Here is a 24,659-nt window from a genome sequence, read left to right as displayed (position 1 = left end):
GTCGCGGCCCGACCGGCACCAGCTTGACCTGGGGGTACGCGGGAAGGGTATAGAAGTGCTTCGATGATGTGATTCAGCTCCGGGCGGCGTCGACCGGGTTACCCGTCAGTACGGATCACGCCGTCGGCCGGTTCAACCCCGCAGCGCGGCGATCGCCTCGTCGGTCGTGCAGACGGTGCCGAGCCGGCGGAAGACATAGTCGACGGCGAACTCGTGGGCGTACGCGTCCAGCCCGGACATGGCGTCGTGCGGCAGCACCACCCGGTAGCCGATCTCCTCGCCGATCCGGGCCGTCTGCTCCACGCCGAAGTTGGTGGCGATCCCGCCGATCACCAGGGTGTCGACCCCGCGCGCCCGCAACGTGGCGTCGAGCCCGGTCTCGTGGAAGGCGCCCCAGCTGTGCTTGATCACCGCCAGGTCGCCGTCGCGGGGCGCCACCTCGGGCAGCAGTTCACTGCCGGGCGGCTGCGGATCGGGGCCGGGCCGGTCGGCCCGCACCACCACGACGGTGGCGCCGGCGGCGCGGCCCGCCTCGGCGAGGGCGAGGCAGCGCGCGACCACCTCCGGGCCGGTGTGCGGGGCGGTCGGCAGGTCCACGATGCGCCGCTGGAGGTCGATCAGGACGACGGCGGTGCGGGTCGGGTCGAGAGCGTCCACCCCAAGATCATATCGAGGCGGGGTCGCCGCGGTGGCCCCGAACGGCGGAACCGGCCGCCGGACCGGGGTCCGACGGCCGGCTCCGCGCCGTTGTCCGGCTCAACTCGTGAAGGTGATCCGGTCCCGGCGGCGCCGCAGCGCCATCAGCAGGACACCGCCGCCGATCAGGGCGAGACCGGTCAGCGAGATGCTGGTCGCGGCAACGCCGGTGAGCGGCAGGCCGCCCTCGGTGCCGCTGCCGCCGCCCTGGCCGCCACCGGCCGAGGTGCCGGGCGCCGGGGTGCCCGACGGGTTCTCGGACGGGTTCTCCGAGCCGCCCGGCGTCGGGGTCGGCGTCTCCTCGCCCGGGGTCGTCGGGGTCGGGCTCGCCGACGTCTCGCACGGGGTCAGCCAGAAGACCTTGTGCTTCGCGTCGGAGGACCTGCCGTCGGTCAGGTCCACGTCGAGCTTGAGGTGGTAGCCCTGCTTCGGGTGCAGGCTCAGCCCGGTCAGGTCGAGGTCCTTCGACGAGAGCTTGATGACCTCGTCGTGGTCGTTCTCCGCGCCGGAGGCCGGGTCGGTGCTGATCACGACGTTCTTCTTCGACCAGACGACCTTGTCCTTCGGCGTGGCCGACGGCGCCTGCGCCCAGAGGGTGATGTTCGCCTTCTGGTCCTGGTCGAAGTTGAAGAACTCCAGCTCGAACTCGCAGGTGACGTGCGGCTGGTTGTCGACCTTGTCGGAGAAGGGCGCGCCGTCGATCTTGACGGTGCCGTTGTCGCCCTTGGGGTTGTGCGGGTTGCCGGTGGCCCAGGCGGGGGCGGCCACCAGCCCGAGCATGGCCGTGGCGGCGGCTGCGGTGAGGGCCGCGCGCGCCACGTGCCGACGCTGTGGCATGAGGAATCCTCCGAGATCGGGAGAGGGGACGGCACATGATCGCATACCGACACCCGTCTGGCGACATCGGACGAACGGCCTGAGCTGCGAGGATGCTGCCGCAGGCGGACGAAATCGGGGCCACCTTCCAGGCGTGTCGGCGTAACGCGGAAGGGTCGCTCGACGCTTCGCCCACCCCGGCGCGGGCGCCGTCTTCACAACCGGCGACGGCGACATTACATTGTCGACTATCCATGGGAGCGCTCCCGCGCCCTCGACCACCCACCCCACCACCGGCACCCACAGGAGCTCGCCATGCCCCGTCCGACCCCGCCCCCTCGTGGCCCCTCCCGGTTCCGCCGGCTGCTCGCCGCCGGCGCCGCGCTGGCCGCCGGCCTGGCCACCGCCGTCGGCGTCCCGCCGCCCGCGCCCGCCACCGCCGCGCCCGCGTTCAACTACGCCGAGGCGCTGCAGAAGTCGCTGTTCTTCTACGAGGCGCAGCAGTCCGGGAGGAAGCCGGCCTGGAACCGGGTCTCCTGGCGGGGCGACTCCGCGCTCACCGACGGCGCGGACGTCGGCCTCGACCTCACCGGCGGCTGGTACGACGCCGGTGACCACGTGAAGTTCGGCTTCCCCATGGCGTTCAGCGCCACCATGCTGGCCTGGGGCGCGGTCGAGTACCGGGACGGCTACGCCGCCTCCGGCCAGCTCCCGCACCTGCTGAACAACCTGCGCTGGGTCAACGACTGGTTCGTCAAGGCGCATCCGGCGCCGAACGTCCTCTACGGACAGGTCGGCAGGGGCGACGACGACCACAAGTGGTGGGGACCGGCCGAGGTGCTGCCCATGGCGCGGCCCGCGTACAGGATCGATGCGAGCTGCGGCGGCGCGGACCTGGCGGGGGAGACGGCGGCTGCCATGGCCGCCTCGTCGATGGTCTTCCGCCCGACCGACGCCGCCTACGCCGACAAACTGCTCGGCCACGCGAAGCAGCTCTACACCTTCGCCGACACGGTGCGGAAGAGCTACCACGAGTGCATCACCGACGCGACCAGCTTCTACCGGTCCTGGAGCGGGTGGCAGGACGAGCTGGTCTGGGGCGCGGTCTGGCTCTACCGCGCCACCGGCGACGCCGCCTACCTGGCCAAGGCGGAGAGCGAGTACGACCGGCTCGGCACCGAACCGCAGTCCACCACCCGCTCCTACAAGTGGACCATCGCCTGGGACAACAAGCAGTTCGGCACGTACGTGCTGCTGGCCAACCTGACCGGCAAGCAGCGCTACGTCGACGACGCCAACCGCTGGCTCGACTGGTGGACCGTCGGCGTCAACGGCTCCCGCGTGAACTACTCACCCGGCGGCATGGCCGTCCTCGACTCCTGGGGCGCCCTGCGCTACGCCGCCAACACCGCCTTCGCCGCGCTGGTCTACAGCGACCGGACGAGTGACGCCACGCGCAAGGCCCGCTACCACGACTTCGCCGTCCGGCAGATCAACTACGCGCTCGGCGAGAATCCGCGCAACTCCAGCTACGTGATCGGCTTCGGGGCGAACGCGCCGAAGAACCCGCACCACCGCACCGCGCACGGCTCCTGGTGGGACAGCCAGACCGTGCCCACCGAGACCCGGCACGTGCTCTACGGCGCGCTGGTCGGCGGGCCGTCCTCGGCCAACGACGCCTACACCGACAGCCGCTCCGACTACGTCATGAACGAGGTCGCCACCGACTACAACGCCGGCTTCACCTCCGCCCTGGCCCGGCTCGTCACCGAGTACGGCGGCACCCCGCTCGCCGGCTTCCCGACCGCCGAGCAGCCCGACCTGGACGAGCTGACCGTGGAGACCACGGTGATGCAGGCCGAACCCCGGGCCACCGGGCTCAAGGCGATCATCTACAACAAGTCGGCCTTCCCGGCGCGAGCGCTGACCACCGCGAAGTTCCGCTACTACTTCCGCCCCGACGGCACCGGCCCCGTGCAGGTGACCCCCGGCTACACCCAGGGCTGCCCGTCGCCCACCACGGCGAGGCAGTTCTCCGCCGACATCTGGTACGTCGAGGTCGACTGCACCGGCTGGACGATCGCGCCGGCCGGGCAGTCGCAGCACCGGATGGAGGTGCAGTTCAAGGTCGGCGTGCCGGAGGGCGGCACCTGGGACCCGACCAACGACCCGTCGTACCAGACCGCCGCCGGGCCCAACCGAAAGGTGCCGCTCTATTCCGGCGGGGTGCGGGTGTGGGGCGAGGAGCCCGGACCCGCCACCCCGGACACCACCGCGCCGACCGTGCCCGGCACCCCGGTCGCCTCGGCCGTCACGGCCACCGGCCTCACCCTGACCTGGCCCGCCTCCACCGACACGGGCGGCAGCGGCCTGGCCGGCTACGAGGTCACCCGGGCGCAGGCCGGCAGCGACGCGCTCGTGCTGACCGACGCCCCGGGCGCCACCCTCGCGGTGACCGGGCTGCTGCCCGAGCGGACGTACCAGTTCAGCGTGCGCGCCCGCGACGGCGCCGGCAACCGGTCGGCGGCCTCGCCGGCCCTGACCGTGACCACCCCGGCCGCCCCGGCGCCGGACACCACCCCGCCCACCGCCCCGGGCACGCCCACCGCCTCGGCGATCGGCCCGACCGGCCTCACCCTCGCCTGGGGCCCGGCCACCGACAACGTGGGCGTCACCGGCTACCGGGTCTACCGGTCCGGGAACGTCCTGGTCGGGTCGAGCGCGGGGACCACGCTGGCGGTCACCGGGCTGACCGCCGCCACCGCGTACACCTTCACCGTGGTCGCCCTGGACGCGGCCGGCAACGTCTCCGCGGCCTCGCCGGGGCTGACCGTCACCACCGCGGACCCGCCGGCCGCGGGCGGCTGCGCGGTGACCTGGACGACCAGCAGCTGGGACACCGGGTTCACCGCGAACATCACCGTCACCAACACCGGGACCAGCGCGATCAACGGCTGGACGCTCGGCTTCACGTTCCCGAGCAGCGGGCAGAAGGTGGGCCAGGGCTGGTCGGCGAACTTCACCCAGACCGGCACGGCGGTGACCGCCACGAACGTCTCCTACAACGGCACGCTGGCGCCGGGGGCGTCGACGAGCTTCGGCTTCAACGGCACCCACACCGGCGCCAACCCGAAACCCACCACCTTCACCCTGAACAGTTCCCCCTGCACCGCCTCCTGAAGTCCTCCTTCCGCGATCTTGGACAGTTGTCGTTCGTCTCGAACGGCAACTGTCCAAGATTCAGTTCGCTGGGCACCAGCCGGCCGCCAGAAGGGCGCGGCGCAGCGACTCGGCGACCTCGGCAGGGTGCGTGCGAACCAGCCACGCCGGGAAGCGGAGGATCCGGTCCCCACTGGTCCACACGTCGTTCTGCCGCTGCATGTCGGCGACCCAGTGCCGCACCTCCATGTGATGCGCGCCGTCGACCTCCACGTGCAACCGCCACTCCCGCCAGTACGCGTCCAGCCAGCGGGCCCGGCCGGACTGGTCCACCCGGCGTTCCTGCAGATCCGGGCGGGGCAGTCGGTGCCGCCGGCACAGTGCCAGGAAGTCCAGCTCCGACAGCGCCTGCGCCCCGCCCGCGATGTCCGCCACCGTCCGCCGGAGCAGCCCGCGTCGGGGTGCCCGGGGCAGCACGGCCAGCACCGCCTCGACCTCCTCCGGCAGCACGCGGCGCTGCTGGCAGGCGGAGGCCAGGATGAGCTGAGCCTCCCGGCTGCTCCGAGCCCAGCTGGCGCCGTCGACCACCGCCCGCGCGGTCGTGGTCCGCGGCGGACGGGCGAGCTGGAGGTGCGCCTCGGGCAGCACGCTGGTGCGGTGCACCACGATCCCGGGCATGTCGATCGGGAGCCGGCGCGGCAGCGACCGCACCCGCCGATCGGCCGGCACCAGCACGTGCAGCGGCTCCGGCGGGAGGCCCCGGACACCGGCCTCCGCGGCGGCGGTGACGCCGGCCAGCACGGCTCGCGGTCCGGTGGCGAGGACGGCGACCCACAACTGCTGGTCACGGGTCAGTCGGCCGTTGCCGGTGAGCAGGATGCCGCGACACAGCGAGCGCCAGCACCCCGAACGGACCATGCCGCGCACCGCGCCCTCGGTCAGCAGCCGGCAGGCCTGGCTGGTGGTCAGCACCCCCGCCTGCTCGAACGCCAGCCACTCCAACGGCTCCGCCTCGTCGGCGGGCAGCACCCTCACCACCCGCCGAGTCTCCGCCCGACGGTGCGGCCACACCGCCCCGTCCACAGATCTTGGACGCTTGTTGTTCGCGTCGAACGGTAAGTGTCCAAGATTCGGGGCAACCTGGGGGCGTGTTGGTGACCGTGGGGCACGGGGCCGCCGATCGCGAGCGGTTGGGGGCGCTGCTGGCCGGCGCCGGGGTGGCGCTCGTCGTGGACGTGCGGCGGTACCCGGCCAGCCGGACCAACCCGGACGTCCGCCGCGAGGAACTGGAACGCTGGCTCCCCGAGCGGGGGATCGGCTACCGGTGGGAGCCCCGGCTGGGCGGCCGCCGGCACGTGCCGGCCGGAGAACCGGAGCCGGACACCTGGTGGACCGTCCCGGCCTTCCGGGCCTACGCCGCCCACACCCGCACGCCGGAGTTCGACGCGGCGCTGGACGCGGTGCTCGCCGACGCCGCCGACCGGAGCACCGCCGCGATGTGCAGCGAGAGCGTGTGGTGGCGCTGCCACCGGCGGCTGATCGCCGACGTGGCGGTGCTCGGTCGCGGGGTGCCGGTGGCGCACCTCATGCCCGACGGCCGGCGCAGCCCGCACCGCCCCGCCGAGGGGGCCCGCCGCCTCCCCGACGGCCACCTGCTCTGGGACGGCTGACGCAGTGGTCGGACGGCGCTCTCACCAGCCGAAACGCCCGGTCAGACGCGGCGGGACGACGTGCTCAGTCGGGGAGTTCGTCGGCGAGGAGGTCCATGAGCAGGCCGTCGTGCCAGCGGCCGTCCGCGCCCCGCTCGTAGCGGCGCAGGATGCCGACCGGCCGGAACCCCACCTTCGCGTACGCCCGGATGGCCGCGGTGTTCGCCGCCGCCGGGTCGATGGTGAACCGGTGGTGGCCGTACTCGTCGATGAGGTGCCGGACCAGGGTGCGGATGGCGTCCCCGCCGAGGCCGGCGCCGCGGGCCGCCGGGTCGAGGAAGATGTCCAGGCTGGCGTGTCGGTAGTCGGGGTCGGTCTCCGCGTACCACTGGATCGCCCCGACCAGCCGGCCGTCGTGCTCGACGGCGTAGACGGTCAGGTCGCCGTCGGCCAGGTCGGCGCGGACCGCCTCGGCCAGGTCGTCCCCGCCCCGCCACCAGCGGCGCACCTCCGGGGTGGCCCGGATCGCGGCGAGGGCCGGCACGTCGGCGTCGGTCGCCGGTCGCAGGGTCACGGCCCGCCCGCGCAGCACGCCTCAGCCCCGGATCTCGCCGTGCTCGACGCAGACCGCCGACCAGCCGGTCGGCACGACCTGCACCTTCATCCGCCGCCGGCAGTGCGCGCACCAGCGTGGCGGCTCCAGCGCCCGGGCCGCCGCGCACGCCTCGTGCGGGCCCGCCGCGACCGACTCACCGCAGCGGTCGCACCAGCGCGGGGCCGCGGCGGGCTCACCCGGGTCTCCCGCGCCGCGTGGGCGAAGCGGGCCGGCGCCGGGGCCGACGGGCTCGACAAGCTCGGTCACGTCGTCCTCACAGGGTGGCGGAGAGCGCCTTCACCGGCATCTTCAGGTCGTCCAGCAGCTGCAGGTCGGCGGTCGCCGGCCGGCCCAGCGTGGTCAGGTAGTTGCCGACGATGACCGCGTTGATGCCGCCGAGCAGGCCGTCGCGGGTGCCCAGGTCACCGAGGGTCAGCTCGCGGCCGCCCGCGTACCGGAGGATGGTGCGCGGCATGGCCAGCCGGAACGCGGCGATGGCGCGCAGCGCGTCCTTGCCCTCCACCACAGGGCGGTCGGCGAGCGGGGTGCCCGGCCGGGGGTTGAGGAAGTTCAGCGGCACCTCGTGCGGGTCCAGCTCGGCGAGCTGCGCGGCGAACTCGGCGCGCTGCTCCACCGTCTCGCCCAGGCCGAGGATGCCGCCGCAGCACACCTCCATGCCGGACTCGCGGACCATCTTCAGCGTCTCCCAGCGCTCCTCGAAGGAGTGCGTGGTGACCACGTTCGGGAAGTAGGAGCGGCAGGTCTCCAGGTTGTGGTTGTAGCGGTGCACACCCATCTCGACCAGCTCGTCGACCTGCTCCTGGGTGAGCATGCCGAGCGACGCGGCGACCTGGATGTCGACCTCGGCCCTGATGGCGGCCACGCCCTCGCGCATCTGCTTCATGAGCCGCGCGTCCGGGCCGCGCACGGCGGCCACGATGCAGAACTCGGTCGCCCCGGTCGCCGCGGTCTGCTTCGCGGCCTCGACCAGCGCCGGGATGTCCAGCCAGACCGACCGGACCGGCGAGGTGAACAGGCCGGACTGCGAGCAGAAGTGGCAGTCCTCCGGGCAGCCGCCGGTCTTCAGCGACACGATGCCCTCGACCTCGACCTCCGGGCCGCACCAGCGCATCCGCACCTCGTGGGCGAGCTGGAGGGCGGCGGGCAGGTGCTCGTCGGGCAGGTTCAGCACGGCGAGGACACCGGCCTCGTCGAGGCCGACGCCGTTCTCCAGCACCTGGGTCCGGGCCTGGTCGAGGATCTCTGGCATGGCTCGTACCCTACAAGGCCCCTCCGAGCCCGGGAAACGGCCGCATCGGGCCCCCGAGAGCAGGGCCGGCGAGCCGGACCGCGCCACGCCGGGGCCCACCGGCCGGGTGGTAACTTCGCCCCGCGGAAGCGCCTGGAGGGGCGACGGGTCAGGGGAAGGAACGTGACGGTGGCGGACTGGCTGGCGGCCCTGGACCGCCGCGCCGAGCTGCGGGCCAAGGCGGGGCTCACCCGCACGCTGCGCCCGCGCGCCGCCGGCGACGCCGTGGTCGACCTGGCCGGCAACGACTACCTCGGTCTGGCCACCCACCCGGAGGTCACGGCCGCCGCCGGTCGGGCGTTGTCGGCGTACGGGCTGGGCGCCACCGGGTCGCGGCTGGTGCGGGGCTCGACCGACGCGCACCACGCGCTCGAGGACGACCTGGCCCGCTGGCTCGGCGTCGACCGGGCGCTCGTCTTCTCCTCCGGCTATTTGGCCAACCTGGCCGCCGTCCGGGGCCTGGTGCAGCCGCGTACCCTGCTCGTCTCCGACGCCCACAACCACGCCTCGCTGATCGACGGCTGCCGGATCTCCGGCGTCGAGACGATCGTCACCCCGCACGCCGACGTCGACGCGGTGGCCGCCGCGCTGGCCGCCGCCCCGGGCCGCCCGGCCGTGGTGGTGACCGAGTCGGTCTTCTCCGTCGACGGCGACCTCGCCCCCCTCGCGGCCCTGCACGCCGTGGCCCGCCGGCACGGCGCGCTGCTGCTGGTCGACGACGCGCACGCGCTCGGCGTCACCGGGCCGGCCGGCGCCGGCGGGGTGGCCGCGGCCGGGCTGGCCGGCGAGCCCGACGTCGTGGTGACGGCCACCCTGTCCAAGGCGCTCGGCGGGGCCGGCGGGGTGGTGGCCGGGCCCGCGGAGTTCGTCCGGCACCTGGTGGAGACCGGCCGCACCTTCATCTTCGACACCGCCCCACCGCCCGCCGTGGTGGCCGGGGTGCGCGCCGCGCTGCGGCTGGCCCGCTCCGGCGACGACCTGCGCGCCGAGCTGGCCGAGCGGGCCGCCCTCGTGGTGCGCCGGCTGGGTGGGGCGGGCCTGGAGGTCTCCGCGCCCGACGCGGCGGTGGTCTCGGTGACCGCCCCCGGCCCGGAGGCGGCGACCGCCTGGGCGGCCGACTGCCGGGACCGGGGCGTGGCGGTGGGCTGCTTCCGGCCGCCGTCCACCCCGGACAGCCGCTCCCGGCTCCGGCTGACCCTCAGCGCCGGGGTCGACCGGGCCGACTTCGAACGGGCCCTGGACGTGATCGTGGACTGTGCCGCGGTGAGCGCGAGGAGTGAGCCGGGTTTGCGAGCCCCGCAGTCGCGAACGGAGGACGGTTCATGAGCAACGGCAACGGCTGGACCGGGCCGGTGCTGGTGACCGGCACCGACACCGAGGTGGGCAAGACCGTGGTGACCGCGGCGATCGCCGCCGCCGCGCAGGCCGCCGGGCTGCGGGTCGCGGTGGTCAAGCCCGGCCAGACGGGTACGGCCACCGGCGAGCCCGGCGACGTCGACTCGGTGACCCGGCTGGCCGCCCCGCTGACCGGCCGGACCTTGGCCAGCTACCCGGATCCGCTCGCCCCGCTCGCCGCGGCCCGGGTCGCCGAGCTGGAGCCGCTGGAGCTCTACACGGCGGTCGACGCCATCCGCGAGGAGACCGACAAGCACGACCTGGTGCTCGTCGAGGGGGCCGGTGGGCTGCTCGTACCCATGGGGTTGCGTCCCTCGGGCGAGCCCTGGACGGTGGCCGACCTGGCGGTGTCGCTGGGTGCCCCGGCCGTGGTGGTGGCGCGCGCCGGGCTGGGCACGCTCAACCACACGGCGCTGACCCTGGAGGCGCTGGAACGCCGGGCCATCCCGGCCGGCGTGGTGATCGGCGCCTGGCCGGCCGAGCCGGAGCTGGTGCACTGGCTCAACCTGTCCGACCTGGTGCCCAACCTGCTGGGCGCGCTGCCCATGGGCGCCGGCGGCATGGACCCGGGGGTGTTCCGCCGGTCCGCGCCGGGCTGGCTCACCCCGGCCCTCTACGGCGTGCTCGACGACTGGCGCGCCTGGGCCGAGGAGATCAGCTGAGCACCTGACTTTCGTCGGTGCCCGGCCCGGCCGCCCGTGGGTAGCCTGGCCGCCGTGGAACCGCCGCGAACCCCGCCGTCCGTCCGGCGCCGGGCCGGTGACCTGCTGCTCTGGGCCGTGGTCGCCGCCCCGGTGGCGTACGCCGGGCTCACCCCGCCCTGGCCACGGCACGCCGTGGCGCTGCTGGCCGGCTCGCTGGCGCTGCTCGGGCTCGCCGTGGCGCTCGGCCGCCGGTGGCCCCTCGCCGCGCTGCTGGCCGTGGTGCTCGGCTCGCTGGTCGACGGCAACTTCGTCTTCGGCATCCCGGTGTTCAGCTACCTGGCCGGCCGGCGCAGCGCCCGCGCGGGCCGGGTGGCGGCGGTCTTCGGCGCCATCGCGGTCGCCGGCACCGCGGTCAACCTCGGGCTGCTCGGCACCGACCCGGACACCTGGTTCCTGCTCGCCTCGGTGCTGCTGTTCGCCGGGGTGTTCCCCTGGCTGCTGGGACGGCTGCGCCGCCAGCAGCGGGCGCTCGCCGAGGCGGGGGAGCGGCACGCCGAGGCCGAGGAGCGGGAGCGGCGGGCCGCCGTGGAGCGCGTACGCCTGCGCGAGCGGGCCCGGATCGCCCAGGACATGCACGACTCGCTGGGGCACGACCTCAGCCTCATCGCGCTGCGCGCGGCCGCGCTGGAGCTGGCCGCCGACCTGCCGCCCGCCCACCGGAGCGCGGCGGGGGAACTGCGGGCCAGCGTGGCCGCCGCCACCGAGCGGCTGCACGACATCATCGGCGTGCTCCGCGAGGAGCGGGCGGGGTCGCTGCGGCCGGCCGGCGAGACGGTGGCGGAGCTGGTCGACGGCGCCCGCGACGCCGGGCTGGCGGTGGACCTGCGCGCCGGACCGGACGGCGGGGAGCTGCCGCCGCTCGTCGCGCACGCCGTGCACCGGGTGGTCCGGGAGGCGCTGACCAACGCCGCCCGCTACGCCCCCGGCGCCCCGGTCACCGTCACCGTCGGCCGGGCGGGCGGCGAGGTGGCCGTGTCGGTCATCAACGGGCCGGCGCCGGACGGGCCGCTGCCGGGGCCGGCGTCGCACGGCTCGGGACTGCTCGCCCTGCGCGAGCGGGTCCGCCTGGCCGGGGGCGTGCTGGACGCGGGCCCGCGCAACGGCGGCTTCGCGGTGACGGCGCACGTGCCGCTGACGGCCGCGCCCGCCCTGGCCGCCGGCGAGGCCGGCCGGCCCGACGACCTCGCCGTACCGACCGCGGCCGGCCCGGGCGCCGACCGGTCCAGCGGCCTCGCCGGGTCGGTGGGCGAGCCGGACGACGGCCTCCGGGTGGACGGCGGGCCGGGCCGGGCGCCGGGCGACCGCGCCGGTGACGCGGCACGGCGGCTGCGGGAGGCGCGCCGGCGGGCCCGGCGCAGCCTGCTCGTGGCCTTCGGCGCCCCGGCCGGCCTCGCCCTGGCGCTCGCGCTGGTCTACTACCCGCTCGCCACGGCGGGTGCGGTCCTGGACCGGTCCGGCTACGAGCGGTTGCGCCTCGGCGAGGAGCGGGACGCCCTCGGGCTGCCGCGCCGGCAGGCCGACCCGCCGACCGGGGCCGCCGCGGGCTGCGAGTTCTACACCGACGGCAACTTCCCGTTCGCGGAGCCGACCTGGCGGCTCTGCTTCGCGGACGGCCGGCTGATCAGCAAGGAGCGGATCGCGCGATGACCGACGACCACGGGCGGCCCCTGCGGGTGGTGCTCGCCGACGACGAGGCGATGGTCCGCGCCGGGGTGCGCGCCATCCTGGCCGCCGACCCGGGCATCGAGGTGGTCGGGGAGGCGGGCGACGGCCACGCGGCCGTGGAACTGGTCCGGGCGCACCGGCCGCGGGTGGCGCTGCTGGACATCCGGATGCCCCGGCAGGACGGGCTGGCCGCGGCGGCGGAGATCCGGCGGCTGGTGCCGGAGACCGCCAGCGTCATGCTCACCACGTTCGGCGACGACGACCTGATCGCCCGGGCGCTCGGTCACGGGGCGAGCGGCTTCCTGCTCAAGTCCGGCGATCCCCGGGAACTGCTCGCCGGCCTGCGGGCGGTGGCCGACGGCGGAGCGTACCTGTCGCCGCGGGTGGCGCGCCGGGTCATCGAGCTCAGCGGCGGCCGGCTGGCCCAGGGCCCGTACGCGCGGGACCGGCTGGCCGGGTTGACCGAGCGGGAGCGTGAGGTGCTGGCCCTCGTCGGGGCGGGGCTGTCCAACGCCGAGATCGCCCGCCGGCTGCACCTCGTCGAGGGCACCGTGAAGAGCTACCTGACCAGCATCTTCACCCGCCTGGACGTGCGCAACCGGGTGCAGGCGGCGATCCTCGCGTACGAGGCGGGGCTGGTCGCGCCCACCGGCTGACCAGCCCCGCCCCGCCTGCTCACGCGTCCCGGCGGCGCAGCGCCCAGCGGCCCAGTGCCAGCGCGGCGACGGCCCAGCCCGCGAGCACCAGCAGCCCGACCACCGCCGGGTAGGGCTCGGTGTCCCCGGCCAGGAAGTGGTTTCCGGCCACCCCCGGGAACGCGTCGGCGATCCGGGTGAGCACGTGGATGCCCGGCTCCTGGAGCGACAGCGGCACGATCATCAGCAGCGCGAAGAGCACGGTCAGGGTGAGCACCGCGCCGCGCAGCGCCGCCGCCAGCCCGAGGGCCAGCACGCCCACCAGCGCGAGGTACGCGGCCGAGGCGGCCACGTCACCCACGGTGCCGCCCAGCGGGGCCCGACCCCACTCGCCGAGCACCGGCCGGGCGACCGCCACGCCGACCGCGCCGACCAGCAGCCCGGTCAGGAACGTCACCGCGCCGACCACGACCGCCTTGGCCGCCAGCACCCGCGCCCGGGACGGGGTGCAGCGCAGCGTCGTCCGGATCGTGCCGGTGGCGTACTCGCTGGTGATGGCGAAGAGGCCGATCGCGAGCACGACGTACTGGGTGAGTTCCAGCGCGCCGGCGACCACCTCGCCGACCGGCAGGATGCCGGGGTTGACGGCCGGGTCGTCGTCGGTGTTGGCGTTCACCGCGTAGATGGCGAGCTGACCGGCCGTGGCGGCCATGGTCAGCACGGCGGCCAGCAGCGTCCACCAGGTGGAGCGGACCGACCAGAGTTTGGTCCACTCGGCGGCCACGGCTCCGGTGAACGGGCCACTGGTCGGGGCGGGAAGGGGCGCCGGCCGGGTCGGGACGGCGGTGGGCAGGGCGGTCATCGGGTCTCGCCTCCGGTCGGGCCGGCCGCGTACTCCACGCTGCCGGCGGTCAGTTCCAGGAACGCCTCCTCCAGCGAGGCGGCCACCGGGGTCAGCTCGTGCAGCCGCACCCCCAGCTCGTACGCGAGGTCACCGACCCGGCCGGCCGTGACGCCGGTGACGGCCAGCCCGCCCTCGTCCGGGCTGACCGCCGCCCCCTCGGCGGCCAGCCGGGCGCCCAGGGCCGCCAGGCCGGCGGGCTCGGGCCCGCGTACCCGGACCGAGCTGGCCGGGCGGGTGGCGATGAGCTCGGCGAGCGGCGCGTCGGCGACCAGCCGGCCCCGGCCGAGCACCACCACCCGGTCGGCGGTCTGCTGCATCTCGCTCATGAGGTGGCTGGAGATGAGCACCGTGCGCCCCTCGTCGGCGAGGCCCCGGGTGAACCGGCGGATCCACCGCACCCCGTCCGGGTCGAGCCCGTTGACCGGCTCGTCGAGCAGCAGCACCGGCGGGTCGCCGAGCAGCGCCCCGGCGATGCCGAGCCGCTGGCCCATGCCGAGTGACAGGGCGCGTCCCGGCTTGGCGGCGGCCCGCGCGTCCAGCCCCACAAGGTCGAGCACCTCGTCCACCCGGCGGGCCGGGATGCCGTTGCTGCGGGCCATCGCTCGCAGGTGCGCGTGCCCGGAGCGGGCCGGGTGCACACCGGTGGCGTCGAGCAGCGCGCCGACCTCGTGGAGCGGGTATCGCAACTCCCGGTAGGGCCGGCCGTTGACCAGGGCCTGCCCGGCGGTCGGCCGGTCCAGCCCGAGCACCATGCGCATGGTGGTGGACTTGCCCGCGCCGTTCGGGCCGAGGAAGCCGGTCACCTGCCCCGGTCCGATCTCGACGGTCAGGTCGTCGACCGCGGTGGCCGCGCCGAACCGTTTCGTCAACCCACGAAGTGTGATCATGTGCCGACGGTAGGCAGCGGAGGTGGTGGCCCACCGCCACCGATCGGCACCGCCGCACCCTGACTTTCGTCAGGTCCGGCGGACCACGAACGCGTCGGGCATCCGGAAGGTGAGGTTGTCCGGGCACCACGGCGGCCGGACCACTGTCACGCCGTCGAGCAGCGGCGCCGCCTCGGCCACCACGACGGCCGCCTCCATCCGGGCGAGCTGCGCCCCGACGCACCGGTGCGGGCCGGCCCCGAACGCCAGGTGCCGGCGGGAGCCGCGCTGCCCGGGCCGGAACTCGCCGGGCGCGGCCACCACGGCCGGGTCCCGGCCGGCCCGGGCCAGCCAGGCGACGATGCTGGTGCCGGCCGGCACGGCGACCTCGCCCAGGGTGGTGTCCACGGCGGCCACCCGCCGCCAGGTGACGATCGGCGGCTCCAGCCGCAGCCCCTCCTCGACCACGTCGGCCACGGCGACCTCGCCCGCCCGCAGGCCGGCCCGCACCGCCGGTTCGCCGGCGAGCCGGTGCAGCAGCAGGGTGAGGAACTGGGAGGTGGTCTCCTGGCCGGCGACGAGGAGGAAGAACAGCGCGCCGACCACCACGTCGGGGGAGTGCCCGGCGGCGCGCAGCCGGGCGGCCAGCCCACCCCCGGCGGCGGCGAACGCGCGCAGCACGGTGTGGAACCGGCCCACCTCGGCGGCGAGGGCGAGCTGCCGGGACCCGTCGAGCGGGGCCCAGAACAGCTCCAGCGCGGCGCGGGCGAAGTCCTTGACCGCGCCCACCGGGGCGTCCGGCAGCTCGACGAGCCGGGCCAGCACCAGCAGCGGCAGGTCGGCGGCGAGGTCGGCGTACAGGTCGACGGGCTCGCCCGCGGCGAGGTCGGCGGCGAGCCGGGTCACCCGTTCCCGCACCAGGCCGGTCAGCCAGGGCTGCTGGGCGGCCACCCGGTCGGGGTGCAGCGCGTCGGCGACGATCCCGCGGATCTCCGGGTGGCTGGCCGCCGCGTTGTTGGCCAGCGTCGGCGGCAGCCGGAACCGGTGCCCGGCGAGCACCCGCAGCGCGGCCACCGGGATCGGGGTCACCGCGTCGAGGGCGTTGTCCGGGCGGAACGTCACCGGGTCGGTGAGCAGCCGCCGGACCAGCGCGTGCCGGGTCACCACGAGGTGCGGCACGCCGACGTGGTCGACCACGGTGGCCGCGTCGGGCCACGGTCCGTCGACGGACTCCCCCCAGCCCCGGAACAGCACGGCGTCACGCTAGCGGGCGGCTCCCGGCGGAGCCGGGTCCAGCTCCCACACGGTGGTGTGCTTCACCCGTACGCTCTCCAGCGCCTCCGGCACCGGCACCTCGTACGCGGCCAGCTGGTGGAAGCGTTCGCGGGGCAGGAAGGCCCGGCCGGGGTCGCCGACCAGCACCCGGGCGCCGGACCGGGCGGCCCGGAGCAGGAAGCGCAGCATCCGTCGGGCCATGGCCTCGCTGTAGAAGACGTCCCCGGCCAGCACCACCTCGGCGTCCCCGGCGTCGCCGTCCAGGATGTCGCCGAGTTCGGCGTCGACGCGTACCCCGTTGGCCTCGGCGTTGAGGGCGACGGCCGCGACGGCCCGCTCGTCCACCTCGACGGCCCGGACGGCGGCCGCGCCGCCCCGGGCGGCGGCGATGGCGACCAGGCCGGAGCCGGAGGCGAGGTCGAGCACCCGGCGGCCGGTGACCAGCTCGGGGTGGTCGGTGACGTAGCGGGCGAGGGCCTGGCCGCCGGCCCAGGCGAACGCCCAGAACGGCGGCGGCTGGGCGCTGTGGAACTCGCCCTCGGTCAGCTCCCAGAGGCCGATCGGCTCGTCGGCCTGGTGCAGCCGCACCTCGGGGACGAAGGCGACCGGGGCGAGCCGGGCGTGCAGCCGGACGAAGGCCGCGGACAGGTCGGACACCGGGTGATTCTGTCCTACGCCCCGAGCCGGCCGGCGGGCGATCCCGGGCGTGTCGCGGTGCGGCCGTGACCGGTTCACCACGCTCGGTGAGAAGGGGTCCCGGTGTTGGCGGTCCGTGCGAACACGCCCGTCTACCGGGGCGCCGGCGGCGCTCCTAGCGTTTCCGATTGGACGCGGCCGACGGGAGGGAGACGGTGGTGAGGGGGTGGCGGTACGCGCTGCGGATCGGGGTCGTGCTGACCTGCCTGGCGGGGGCCGGGCTCGGCGCGACCGTGCCGGCCGGGGCGGCGGCCGCCTTCTCCACGGAGCTGAGCGGCCTGCCGGACGAGTTCACCGCCGGCGACCGGGTGGAGACGCTGTCCGCCGTGGTGTCCCGCACCGACGGGGGCGGCTGCGTCAAGGTGCGCTGGTCGATGCTGCTGCGCGTGCAGGGCCTGCGGCTCGACCAGGTCAAGGTGGACCGGGTGGAGGACAGCGGATCCTTCCCGCTGGAGATCCGGACCGAGGGGGACACCGCCCGGCTGACCGACCGCGACCTGGATCCGGGTGTGCTCTGCCCGGGCCGCACCGTCACGGCGCGCTACCGGGTGGCCTTCGCCGAGGACGTGGGCCGGGGGCGGGTGAGCTTCGCCGCCGAGGCGTACGACCCCCAGTTGCGCCTGCTGGCCCGCCGGACCGCCGACCGCCGGGTGGTGGGGGAGGAGGCCTCGGCCGCCCCGACCGAGGCGACGCCGGAGCCCACCGGGCGCAGCGCCGAGCCGACCGAGCCGGTCACCGAGGAGCCGGTGGCCGACGAGCCGTCGGACGAGGCGGCGGTGGTCGAACCCCCGCCGCCCGGCGCGGCGGGCCGTCCGGTGTCCACCTCGGGTGGCTTCGGCGTGGTCCAGGTCGCCTTCCTCCTCGGCGGGTTGCTGGTCTTCCTCGGCGCGGGGTTGCTGCTGCGGATGCGGCGCCTGCTGCGCCCGGCCCGCGAGGCCCCGGAGTTCACCCAGCCCGCCCGCGCGCGGTGGTGACCGCACTTTACAAAAGTCTGCCTCTTGTAAAACGACGTGACCGCTGCCACAGTCTGGGCAGGAGTTCACGGATCGGAGGCTGACGATGGGCACCGAGACCGTCCCCTGGCGGGACACCCGCAAGCCGCTCTGGCCGCTCGCCCTGCTCGTCCCCGCGCTGCCCTTCGTGGCCTGGTCGCTCTGGCACGCGACCGGCGGCGGCTGGGCCTGGTGGCTCACCCCGGCGATCGTCTTCGGCGTCATCCCCGTGGTCGACCTGCTCATCGGCGACGACCGGGAGAACCCGCCGGAGGAGGCGGTGCCGGCGCTGCAGGCCGACGGCTACTACCGCTGGCTCACCTACCTCTACCTGCCGGCCCAGTACGCCGCCCTCGTGCTCTGCTGTGCCGTCTGGACCCACGGCGGGCTCTCCTGGCCGGCCGCCGCCGGCCTGGTCGCCACCGTCGGGGTGGTCGACGGCATCGCCATCAACACGGCCCATGAGCTGGGTCACAAGCGCGAGAAGGCGGAACGCTGGCTTTCCAAGATCGCGCTGGCCCCTACCGGCTACGGGCACTTCTACGTCGAGCACAACCGGGGTCACCACACCCGGGTCGCCACGCCGGAGGACCCGGCCAGCTCCCGCCTGGGGGAGAGCTTCTGGGCGTTCTGGCCGCGTACCGTCGTCGGCAGCCTGCGTTCGGCCTGGCGCCTGGAGACCAGCCGGTTCCGGCTGCGGGGCCGCAGCCCCTGGACGCACCGCAACGACATCCTCAACGCCTGGGTGATGACGCTGGTCCTCTACGCCGTGCTGGCGATCGCCTTCGGCCCCGGCGTGCTGGTCTTCCTCGCGCTCCAGGCGGTGGTCGGCTTCTCCCTCCTGGAGGTGGTCAACTACCTGGAGCACTACGGGCTGGCCCGCCGGCGCACCGCCGCCGGCCGCTACGAGAAGGTCGACCCCCGGCACAGCTGGAACAGCGACCGGACGGTCACCAACGTCTTCCTCTTCCAGCTCCAGCGGCACAGCGACCACCACGCCAACCCGCTGCGCCGCTACCAGACGCTGCGCAGCTTCGACGCCTCCCCGCAGCTGCCCGCCGGCTACGCCACCATGGTGGTCGCCGCGCTGCTGCCGCCGGTCTGGCGGCGGGTGATGGACCACCGGGTGCTCGCCCACTACGGCGGTGACCTGGAGCTGGCCAATGTCCACCCGCCGGCCCGGGAGCGGCTGCGCAGGCGCGCGGGGGGCGTCGCCGCGCCCGGCCCGCTCAGTCCAGCTGCGCCGGTTCCAGGCCCAGCTCGCGGGCCGCGACGAGGCGGACCCACTCGGCGATCTGCCGGCGGGTGATCACCCGCTCGTGCACCGCGAGCTGCACGGCCAGGCCGTCCATGACGGCGCTGATCCGCCACGCCGCGCCCGCCGGGTCGGGGCAGTCGAAGGTGCCGTCGGCCACCCCGTCGGTGATCACCGCGGCCAGGTCGCGCCGCCACCGCAGGTCGAGCCGGCGGGACAGCTTCTCCAGCTCCGGGGTGCGCAGCGACTCGGCCCAGCCGTCGATCCACATGGACCAGGAGGTCGACCGGCCGGTCGGGGCGTAGAGGCGGAGCATCCGGCGCAGCTTGGCCAGCGGCGCGGCGGTGGAGCGCACCACCGTGTCGAGCCGGTTCAGATCCTGCTCGACGGCGTAGGCGAAGGCCTGCGCGAGCAGCCGGTCCTTGGTGGCGAAGTGGTAGAAGACCAGGGCCTGGCTGACCCCGGCGGCCTCGGCCACGTCGGCCGTGCGGGTGTTGGCGAGTCCCCGTTCCGCGATCACCTCACAGGCCGTGCGCAGCAGCGCGTCCAGGCGGATCTCGGCGGCACGTCTCGTCACGCCGTTACCGTAACCCATCCGGGTGACCACGAGGAGTTACCGAAGCGGCCGGTCGGGCGCGCGACAGTCGGATGCCGGACAGTGCGTTCGGGGCGACAATCCGCAGGTCCCCGGCCTGCGCCGGATCTTGACCGACTCCCACCCAGGCTCCTAGGAAGCTCTAGAGGCTCGAAACTCATCACCCGGACGCGCCCGGAAACGGGACCCGATTTGGCAACCGTTCCCGGGCTCGGCTAAAGTTCTCATCCGTCACCGGGTAACAACCGGGGGCACGCGGACGTAGCGCAGCTGGTAGCGCATCACCTTGCCAAGGTGAGGGTCGCGGGTTCGAATCCCGTCGTCCGCTCGGAGATGCCGCCACGCATGTCGGGGGCAACCTCGGTGGAGTGGCCGAGAGGCGAGGCAACGGCCTGCAAAGCCGTGTACACGGGTTCAAATCCCGTCTCCACCTCGGCAGTTGACGAGGGCGATTGGCGCAGTGGGAGCGCGCTTCCTTGACACGGAAGAGGTCACTGGTTCAAACCCAGTATCGCCCACCAGCACGAGAGGCCGTGTCGATCATTCGACACGGCCTCTCGCTTTGCCCCGCCCGCTCAGGCCGACGCGCCCAGCAGCGCCTCGGCCACGGCCGTCCGGCTGCTCAGCAGCGACCGGCCCTGCCGGTGCGTCACCACCAGCCCGGCCGCCCGCAACGCGGTGAGGTGCTGCGACACCCCGGCGGGCGACAGCCCGGTGTGCCGGGCCAGCTCGGTGGTCGAGCGTGGCGCGTCCAGTGCGGCGAGCAGCCGCGCCCGGCCCCGCCCGAGCACCGCGCCCAGCGCGTCCGAGGCCTCCGCCGGGCACTCCCACAACCCGCCGATCCCGTGCGCCGGGTAGGCCAGCTGCGGCACGTCACCGGCCGCGATGCTGAGCACCGACGGCCAGACGAAGACCGAGGGCACCAGCACCAGCCCCCGCCCGTCCGGCACGTCCGGAGCGGCGCAGTGGCGCTGGCTGATCAGCAGGGCGTCGTCCTCCCAGCGCACCCGCTCGTGCAGGTCGTTGAGGAGCCCCGCCGCACCGTCCTCGGCCAGCCGGCGCGCCCGGCGGAACACCTCGGCGTCGAGGACCGCCCGGATCCGGGGCCAGTCGCGGGCCACGGCCAGCCGCCAGTACGCCGCGATCTCGTCGGCGAGCCGGCCCAGCCCGGCCTCCGGATCGGCGTACAGGGCGGCCACGGCCGCCGGCCGCGGGCCGGGGCAGAGGTCGAGCTGGGCGCGGACCGTGTCGGGCGGGGTGGCGCGGAGCACGGCCAGCTCCTGGCCGAGGTCGGGGCTCAGGCCGGCCGGCGGCGGGGTGAGGAAGTCGGGCAGGTAGCCCGGCGCGGGCGGGACGAGCTGCCCGAGCAGGCCGTCGAGCAGCCCCGCCTCGGCCAGCCGCGGCCGGACCCGGTTGGCCCAGGGCAGGTGGAGGGCGTGGCGGCCCGGGTCGCACAGCACCCGGACGCCGGCCATCACCTCCCAGAGGCAGGAGAGCGCGAAGCGGACCCGCGCCACGCCACCCGCCGACAGCCCGATCGCGACCACGCCGCCCCCCGTCGTTTCAGCCAGGACTGAAACATTACGGCGGCCGGTGCCGCCGCCGGAGACTGGTGGGGTGAACGAACACCACACCCGAGCCCTGCACTTCCGTTCCCTGCACGTCCCCGGCGAGCCGCTGGTCCTGGTCAACGCCTGGGACGCGGCGAGCGCCCGGATCGTCGCCGCGGCCGGCGCCCGCGCGATCGCCACCACGAGCGCGGGCGTCGCCTGGAGCCGCGGCGCCCCGGACGGGGACGCCCTCGGGCGCGACACCGCCGTCGACGTCGTCCGCCGCGTCGCCGCCACGGTGCCGCTGCCGGTCACCGCCGACATCGAGTCCGGGTACGGCGACACCGCCGACGAGGTCGCCGAGACCGTGGCCGCAGTGCTGGCCGCCGGTGCGGTCGGGGTGAACGTCGAGGACGCGTGGCACGACGGCGGCGCGCCGCTGCGCCCGGTCGAGGAGCAGTCCGCCCGGCTGGCCGCCGTGCGGTCCGCCGCCGACCGGGCCGGCATTCCGCTGTACGTCAACGCCCGCGTCGACACCTTCCTGCGCGGCGTCGGCGGGATCGAGGAGACCGTGGCGCGGGCCGGGGCGTACCTGGCCGCCGGGGCGGACGGCATCTTCGTGCCCGGGGTGGTCGACCCGGACACCGTGGCCGCCCTGGCCGCCGCCATCCCGGCGCCGCTGAACGTACTGGCCGGGCCGGGCGCCCCGCCGGTGCCGGCGCTGGCGAAGCTCGGGGTGGCCCGGGTCAGCCTGGGCTCCGCCGTCGCCGAGGCCGCGTACGCGGTGGCCCGGCGGGCCGCCGAGGAGGCGCTCGCCGCCGGGACGTACGGCGCACTGGCCGACGCGCTCGACTACGGCACGCTGAACGAGCTGATGCGCGACTGACCGGGTACGCGAACGGGGGCGCCCGCCGGCGCCCCCGTCATGCCCGGCCGGGACCGATCAGCTCCGTCGACCCCGGCCGCGCCCGGGTCACAGCGGCGGGGCGATGTCCCGGCGCTCCTCGACCCGGCGGTACTCGACCGGCTCGGCCGTCGTGACCACCTCGCGGCGGCGGCCCCAGACCAGGGTCGTCATGATCAGGCCGAGGACACCGGCCGCCATGAGGATCCAGCCGACGACGTCCAGGTCGACCCCGCCGACGCTGGCGTCCAGCGCGAAGGTGAGGATCGCGCCGACCGCGATCAGGAAAATGCTCGTTCCGATACCCACGACAGCCTCCTTCGGGGGGACGGTTGTGCTGTCGCCGCAGTCAGTACCCCGGCGGCGACCAGCGCAATCACCGGTCTGTGACGGCGGTCACCCGAGCGCTGTCGCCGAGCGGCGGGGCCTGCCGAGCGGCGATCTTGTCATCGGGTACAGTTGCACCCGTCGCCGACGCGAGCCGGCGACGACGCGGACGTAGCGCAGCTGGTAGCGCATCACCTTGCCAAGGTGAGGGTCGCGGGTTCGAATCCCGTCGTCCGCTCGCGATCCGCCCCTCGCGGGCCGACCGTCGCCGGTTGATCCGGCGGGTGCCCGGGCGATTGGCGCAGTGGGAGCGCGCTTCCTTGACACGGAAGAGGTCACTGGTTCAAACCCAGTATCGCCCACCAGCTTCTTGAGCAGCACGAAGGCTCGTCACCGCGCCCGGTGACGGGCCTTCTTCCGTACGGGTGGCCGTGGCGGACGGATCGGACGGTTCGGCCGCCGCCTCGCCGCCGGCCACTGGCCACATCGGTCGGCCGGCCGCACGGAGGACCTGGTACGGATCCGCCCAACGGGTTATGGAACCGCTGGCCCGCAGCGTGACAGGGTGATGGCCCGTGGAGCTGGGAGGCGATCGTATGCGGTCAGTCAGGCAGGGAGCGTGGCGGCGCACAGCCGCCCGGCTGGGCGTGGCCGCCCTCCTCGTGGGTGCGGGGGTGACGCTCGGTGCCGCGCCCGCGCAGGCGACCGCGACCCGGACCGTCGCGTTCTGGAGCATGGACGAGCCGGCCGGGTCGACCGTCCTCAAGGACAGCAGCGGCAACGGCCGCAACGGCGCCATCGGCACGGAGGTCGTCACGGGCGCCCTCTACGCCGGCGCCACCGGGCACCGGTTCGCCACCCACCTGCCCACCGACCAGGAGTACGTCCCCGGCCACGTCAACCTGGTGCCGCACAGCACCGACTTCAACCCCGACGCCGGGGACTTCTCGTTCACCATCCGCTACCGGACCACGTACTCCTTCGGGAACATCCTCCAGAAGGGACAGGGCGGGACCGTCGGCGGCTACTGGAAGTTGGAGGCCCCGAACGGCAAGCCGAAGTGCCTGTTCCGCGGCGGCGACGGCGCCTCCCGGACCGGCTACACCGACGTGCCCATCAACGACGGCCAGTGGCACACCGTGACCTGCAACCGCACCTCCACCTACGTCGAGATGTACGTCGACGGGGTGCGGATGAGCCGGCTGACCGGACCGACCGGCACGATCACGAACAGCAAGCAGCTGTCCATCGGCGGCAAGAGCCAGTGCGACGGCGTGGAGGTCACCTGCGACTACTTCGCCGGCGACATCGACTACGTGAAGATCCTCAAGGGATCGGGCGGCCCCGCCAACCAGGCGCCGGTGGCCCAGCTCGTCCCGAACTGCTCCGGGCTGGTGTGCACCTTCTCCGGCGCCGGCTCCACCGACGCCGACGGCGCGATCCAGGACCACCGCTGGACCTTCGGCGACGGTTCCACCACCGACACCGTCTCCGTGCCGACCACCTCGCACACGTACGCGACAGCCGGCACCTACCCGGTCACCCTCACGGTCACCGATGACCGGGGCGCCACCGGCACGGCCACCGTCGACGTCACGGTCGCGCCGGTGCCCGAGCGGATCTCGTTCGTCGGCCAGGCCACCGCGAACGCCAACTGGACCAGCCACGCGGTGACCGTGCCGCCGACCGTCCAGCCGGGCGACACGCTGCTGCTCCTGCTCAGCCAGAACACCCACACCGGCACCGGTGAGCCCACCGGGGTGACCGGCTGGACGCGGCTCGACCGGCTCGACGGTGGCTTCGCCACCACCACGGCCTGGTGGAAGGTCGCCGCCGCCGGGGACGCCGGAACGGCCGTACGGGTGGCCCTCGACAGCCAGGCCAAGGGCAACCTCGTGGTGGCCGCGTACCGGGGGGTCGCATCGAGTGCGCCGGTCTTCGCCCGGGCCACCGACCCGGCCAGCACCGCCACCCGCATCACCCCGTACGCCCCGGTGACCGCCGACCAGAGCTGGGCGGTGTCGTACTGGCTGCACGGGGACGGGGCGTCCACGGCCCTGACCCCGCCGGCCGGCGTGGAGGTGCGCAGCAACAGCTCCCAGACCGGCGGCGGACGGGTCACCGCCCTCCTCGCCGACTCCGGCAGCAGCGTGCCGGCGGGGAACTACGGCGGCCTGGCCGCGGTGGGCGCGGCGGCCAGCACGACCACGACGACGTGGACGTTCGTCCTGCGCCCGGCCTGACCCCGGATACGCCGCTGGCCGGCACCCCTATGTTCGGGGTGCCGGCCAGCTTGCTTGGGTCAGCTGTTCCAGTTGTGGGCCACGATGTCGGTGGCCTGCTGCTCCCACTGGGCGTAGGCGTCCGGGTAGGCCGAGACCTGCACGGTCTGCGCGGCCTCGGTCAGCGGCATGTCCTGCCAGCCGTCGACCTGCTTCAGGCCCTTCAGGAAGGCCAGGGTCGAGTACTCGGGGTCGGTGATCTGCTCCGGCGTGCCCCAACCCGAGCTCGGGCGCTGCTGGAACAGGCCCAGCGAGTCGTGATCGTTCTTGTCGCCGAGGTGGCCGAGGTTCTCCAGCTTCGACTCCTGCAGCGACGTGGCGATCGAGATGACCGCGGCCCGCTCCGGCAGACCGGCCTTCTTCGTCGCCGCGATGATCGCCTTCGCGTTC

Annotated in this window: 23 protein-coding genes, 5 tRNA genes and 1 pseudogene; 15 read left to right on the top strand and 14 right to left on the bottom strand. The window is 74.8% G+C overall.

The window, feature by feature from the left end:
- Positions 1 to 132: 132 nt before the first annotated feature.
- Together GA0070214_RS26865 and GA0070214_RS26860 are read right to left on the bottom strand one after the other, a co-directional pair.
- On the bottom strand, positions 133 to 657 hold the full coding sequence (locus GA0070214_RS26865) for an isochorismatase family protein (RefSeq protein ID WP_091269299.1): 525 nt from the start codon (positions 655 to 657) through the stop codon (positions 133 to 135).
- 99 nt (positions 658 to 756) lie between these two features.
- Complete coding sequence (locus GA0070214_RS26860) at positions 757 to 1,533, bottom strand: LPXTG cell wall anchor domain-containing protein (protein WP_139141912.1); 777 nt, start codon at positions 1,531 to 1,533, stop codon at positions 757 to 759.
- A 294-nt stretch (positions 1,534 to 1,827) separates the two neighbouring features.
- Here GA0070214_RS26860 and GA0070214_RS26855 point away from each other — a divergent pair, with 294 nt between their 5' ends.
- On the top strand, positions 1,828 to 4,692 hold the full coding sequence (locus GA0070214_RS26855; protein WP_091269297.1) for a glycoside hydrolase family 9 protein: 2,865 nt from the start codon (positions 1,828 to 1,830) through the stop codon (positions 4,690 to 4,692).
- A 60-nt stretch (positions 4,693 to 4,752) separates the two neighbouring features.
- Here the strand turns inward: GA0070214_RS26855 and GA0070214_RS26850 are convergent, their stop codons facing one another.
- Positions 4,753 to 5,709, bottom strand: a complete 957-nt coding sequence (locus GA0070214_RS26850; protein WP_244167869.1) for an endonuclease domain-containing protein — start codon at positions 5,707 to 5,709, stop codon at positions 4,753 to 4,755.
- A 110-nt stretch (positions 5,710 to 5,819) separates the two neighbouring features.
- Here GA0070214_RS26850 and GA0070214_RS26845 point away from each other — a divergent pair, with 110 nt between their 5' ends.
- Entirely contained in the window at positions 5,820 to 6,341 is a 522-nt protein-coding gene (locus GA0070214_RS26845) for a DUF488 domain-containing protein (RefSeq protein ID WP_091269296.1), read from the top strand.
- 64 nt (positions 6,342 to 6,405) lie between these two features.
- Here GA0070214_RS26845 and GA0070214_RS26840 read toward each other — a convergent pair whose 3' ends face one another.
- The 3 genes from GA0070214_RS26840 to bioB are packed head-to-tail and all read right to left on the bottom strand — an operon-like array spanning position 6,406 to position 8,185.
- On the bottom strand, positions 6,406 to 6,912 hold the full coding sequence (locus tag GA0070214_RS26840; RefSeq protein WP_091269295.1) for a GNAT family N-acetyltransferase: 507 nt from the start codon (positions 6,910 to 6,912) through the stop codon (positions 6,406 to 6,408).
- Positions 6,913 to 6,915: 3 nt separating this feature from the next.
- Positions 6,916 to 7,182 carry a biotin synthase auxiliary protein BsaP gene (gene bsaP / locus GA0070214_RS26835; protein WP_091269294.1) on the bottom strand — a complete coding sequence of 89 codons (267 nt, stop codon included), beginning with the start codon at positions 7,180 to 7,182 and terminating at the stop codon, positions 6,916 to 6,918.
- Between the two features lie 7 nt (positions 7,183 to 7,189).
- Positions 7,190 to 8,185, bottom strand: coding sequence for a biotin synthase BioB (gene bioB, locus GA0070214_RS26830; protein ID WP_091269293.1), 996 nt, complete (start codon positions 8,183 to 8,185; stop codon positions 7,190 to 7,192).
- 168 nt (positions 8,186 to 8,353) lie between these two features.
- On the opposite strand from bioB, the gene GA0070214_RS26825 reads away from it, so the two are divergent.
- Genes GA0070214_RS26825 through GA0070214_RS26810 form a run of 4 tightly spaced genes read left to right on the top strand, consistent with a single transcriptional unit; the run spans position 8,354 to position 12,644 of the window.
- Entirely contained in the window at positions 8,354 to 9,550 is a 1,197-nt protein-coding gene (locus GA0070214_RS26825) for an 8-amino-7-oxononanoate synthase (protein ID WP_244167868.1), read from the top strand.
- Positions 9,547 to 10,281, top strand: coding sequence for a dethiobiotin synthase (gene bioD / locus GA0070214_RS26820; protein ID WP_091269292.1), 735 nt, complete (start codon positions 9,547 to 9,549; stop codon positions 10,279 to 10,281). Before GA0070214_RS26825 ends, bioD begins: the two co-directional genes overlap by 4 nt.
- Before the next feature lie 54 nt (positions 10,282 to 10,335).
- Positions 10,336 to 11,970 carry a sensor histidine kinase gene (locus GA0070214_RS26815; RefSeq protein ID WP_091269441.1) on the top strand — a complete coding sequence of 545 codons (1,635 nt, stop codon included), beginning with the start codon at positions 10,336 to 10,338 and terminating at the stop codon, positions 11,968 to 11,970.
- Positions 11,967 to 12,644: a response regulator gene (locus GA0070214_RS26810; RefSeq protein ID WP_091269291.1), complete on the top strand. Its 678-nt coding sequence runs from the start codon at positions 11,967 to 11,969 to the stop codon at positions 12,642 to 12,644. Before GA0070214_RS26815 ends, GA0070214_RS26810 begins: the two co-directional genes overlap by 4 nt.
- 19 nt (positions 12,645 to 12,663) lie before the next feature.
- On the opposite strand, the gene GA0070214_RS26805 is transcribed toward GA0070214_RS26810, so the two are convergent.
- The 4 genes from GA0070214_RS26805 to GA0070214_RS26790 all read right to left on the bottom strand — a co-directional run bounded on the left by GA0070214_RS26805 (position 12,664) and on the right by GA0070214_RS26790 (position 16,325).
- Positions 12,664 to 13,485 carry an ABC transporter permease subunit gene (locus GA0070214_RS26805; protein WP_091269290.1) on the bottom strand — a complete coding sequence of 274 codons (822 nt, stop codon included), beginning with the start codon at positions 13,483 to 13,485 and terminating at the stop codon, positions 12,664 to 12,666.
- The gene (locus GA0070214_RS26800) at positions 13,482 to 14,414 is read right to left on the bottom strand and encodes an ABC transporter ATP-binding protein (RefSeq protein ID WP_091269289.1); all 933 of its coding nucleotides are present in this window, start codon (positions 14,412 to 14,414) and stop codon (positions 13,482 to 13,484) included. Before GA0070214_RS26800 ends, GA0070214_RS26805 begins: the two co-directional genes overlap by 4 nt.
- A gap of 69 nt (positions 14,415 to 14,483) precedes the next feature.
- The gene (locus GA0070214_RS26795) at positions 14,484 to 15,647 is read right to left on the bottom strand and encodes a cytochrome P450 (RefSeq protein WP_091269288.1); all 1,164 of its coding nucleotides are present in this window, start codon (positions 15,645 to 15,647) and stop codon (positions 14,484 to 14,486) included.
- A 9-nt stretch (positions 15,648 to 15,656) separates the two neighbouring features.
- Entirely contained in the window at positions 15,657 to 16,325 is a 669-nt protein-coding gene (locus GA0070214_RS26790; RefSeq protein WP_091269287.1) for a class I SAM-dependent methyltransferase, read from the bottom strand.
- A gap of 197 nt (positions 16,326 to 16,522) precedes the next feature.
- On the opposite strand from GA0070214_RS26790, the gene GA0070214_RS26785 reads away from it, so the two are divergent.
- Together GA0070214_RS26785 and GA0070214_RS26780 are read left to right on the top strand one after the other, a co-directional pair.
- The gene (locus tag GA0070214_RS26785; protein ID WP_091269440.1) at positions 16,523 to 17,338 is read left to right on the top strand and encodes a hypothetical protein; all 816 of its coding nucleotides are present in this window, start codon (positions 16,523 to 16,525) and stop codon (positions 17,336 to 17,338) included.
- Between the two features lie 85 nt (positions 17,339 to 17,423).
- The gene (locus tag GA0070214_RS26780; RefSeq protein WP_091269286.1) at positions 17,424 to 18,665 is read left to right on the top strand and encodes an alkane 1-monooxygenase; all 1,242 of its coding nucleotides are present in this window, start codon (positions 17,424 to 17,426) and stop codon (positions 18,663 to 18,665) included.
- Here GA0070214_RS26780 and GA0070214_RS26775 read toward each other — a convergent pair.
- Entirely contained in the window at positions 18,586 to 19,188 is a 603-nt protein-coding gene (locus GA0070214_RS26775) for a TetR/AcrR family transcriptional regulator (protein ID WP_091269439.1), read from the bottom strand. The two genes, GA0070214_RS26780 and GA0070214_RS26775, sit on opposite strands and share 80 nt — an antisense overlap.
- 273 nt (positions 19,189 to 19,461) lie before the next feature.
- On the opposite strand from GA0070214_RS26775, the gene GA0070214_RS26770 reads away from it, so the two are divergent.
- The 3 genes from GA0070214_RS26770 to GA0070214_RS26760 all read left to right on the top strand — a co-directional run bounded on the left by GA0070214_RS26770 (position 19,462) and on the right by GA0070214_RS26760 (position 19,727).
- Positions 19,462 to 19,534: transfer RNA gene (locus GA0070214_RS26770), tRNA-Gly, on the top strand.
- Positions 19,535 to 19,568: 34 nt separating this feature from the next.
- Positions 19,569 to 19,639 (top strand) — tRNA-Cys (locus GA0070214_RS26765).
- A gap of 13 nt (positions 19,640 to 19,652) precedes the next feature.
- A tRNA-Val gene (locus tag GA0070214_RS26760) sits at positions 19,653 to 19,727 on the top strand.
- A gap of 54 nt (positions 19,728 to 19,781) precedes the next feature.
- Here GA0070214_RS26760 and GA0070214_RS26755 read toward each other — a convergent pair.
- Positions 19,782 to 20,753 carry an ArsR/SmtB family transcription factor gene (locus tag GA0070214_RS26755; RefSeq protein ID WP_208602928.1) on the bottom strand — a complete coding sequence of 324 codons (972 nt, stop codon included), beginning with the start codon at positions 20,751 to 20,753 and terminating at the stop codon, positions 19,782 to 19,784.
- Between the two features lie 70 nt (positions 20,754 to 20,823).
- On the opposite strand from GA0070214_RS26755, the gene GA0070214_RS26750 reads away from it, so the two are divergent.
- Positions 20,824 to 21,642 (top strand): isocitrate lyase/PEP mutase family protein, encoded by an 819-nt coding sequence (locus tag GA0070214_RS26750; RefSeq protein WP_091269285.1) that lies wholly within the window; start codon positions 20,824 to 20,826, stop codon positions 21,640 to 21,642.
- 87 nt (positions 21,643 to 21,729) lie between these two features.
- Here GA0070214_RS26750 and GA0070214_RS26745 read toward each other — a convergent pair whose 3' ends face one another.
- The gene (locus GA0070214_RS26745; RefSeq protein WP_091269284.1) at positions 21,730 to 21,969 is read right to left on the bottom strand and encodes a DUF6458 family protein; all 240 of its coding nucleotides are present in this window, start codon (positions 21,967 to 21,969) and stop codon (positions 21,730 to 21,732) included.
- 183 nt (positions 21,970 to 22,152) lie between these two features.
- Here GA0070214_RS26745 and GA0070214_RS26740 point away from each other — a divergent pair.
- The 3 genes from GA0070214_RS26740 (at position 22,153) to GA0070214_RS26730 (ending at position 24,230) form a co-directional block, all read left to right on the top strand.
- Positions 22,153 to 22,225 (top strand) — tRNA-Gly (locus GA0070214_RS26740).
- A gap of 52 nt (positions 22,226 to 22,277) precedes the next feature.
- A tRNA-Val gene (locus tag GA0070214_RS26735) sits at positions 22,278 to 22,352 on the top strand.
- Positions 22,353 to 22,583: 231 nt separating this feature from the next.
- Positions 22,584 to 24,230: a PKD domain-containing protein gene (locus GA0070214_RS26730; RefSeq protein ID WP_091269283.1), complete on the top strand. Its 1,647-nt coding sequence runs from the start codon at positions 22,584 to 22,586 to the stop codon at positions 24,228 to 24,230.
- A gap of 59 nt (positions 24,231 to 24,289) precedes the next feature.
- Here GA0070214_RS26730 and GA0070214_RS26725 read toward each other — a convergent pair.
- A pseudogene (locus GA0070214_RS26725) lies at positions 24,290 to 24,659 on the bottom strand (hypothetical protein); the annotation flags it as partial.

Source organism: Micromonospora chaiyaphumensis (genome assembly GCF_900091435.1).
GTDB lineage: Bacteria > Actinomycetota > Actinomycetes > Mycobacteriales > Micromonosporaceae > Micromonospora > Micromonospora chaiyaphumensis.
This window is presented reverse-complemented; position numbering and strand designations above follow the sequence as displayed.

Excerpts from the sequence above, each read along its gene's own strand:
- GA0070214_RS26860 (WP_139141912.1), bottom strand. The coding sequence starts at position 1,533 with ATGCCACAGCGTCGGCACGTGGCGCGCGCGGCCCTCACCGCAGCCGCC.
- GA0070214_RS26855 (WP_091269297.1), top strand. The coding sequence starts at position 1,828 with ATGCCCCGTCCGACCCCGCCCCCTCGTGGCCCCTCCCGGTTCCGCCGG.
- bioB (WP_091269293.1), bottom strand. The coding sequence starts at position 8,185 with ATGCCAGAGATCCTCGACCAGGCCCGGACCCAGGTGCTGGAGAACGGC.
- bioD (WP_091269292.1), top strand. The coding sequence starts at position 9,547 with ATGAGCAACGGCAACGGCTGGACCGGGCCGGTGCTGGTGACCGGCACC.
- GA0070214_RS26810 (WP_091269291.1), top strand. The coding sequence starts at position 11,967 with ATGACCGACGACCACGGGCGGCCCCTGCGGGTGGTGCTCGCCGACGAC.
- GA0070214_RS26805 (WP_091269290.1), bottom strand. The coding sequence starts at position 13,485 with ATGACCGCCCTGCCCACCGCCGTCCCGACCCGGCCGGCGCCCCTTCCC.
- GA0070214_RS26800 (WP_091269289.1), bottom strand. The coding sequence starts at position 14,414 with ATGATCACACTTCGTGGGTTGACGAAACGGTTCGGCGCGGCCACCGCG.
- GA0070214_RS26780 (WP_091269286.1), top strand. The coding sequence starts at position 17,424 with ATGGGCACCGAGACCGTCCCCTGGCGGGACACCCGCAAGCCGCTCTGG.
- GA0070214_RS26730 (WP_091269283.1), top strand. The coding sequence starts at position 22,584 with ATGCGGTCAGTCAGGCAGGGAGCGTGGCGGCGCACAGCCGCCCGGCTG.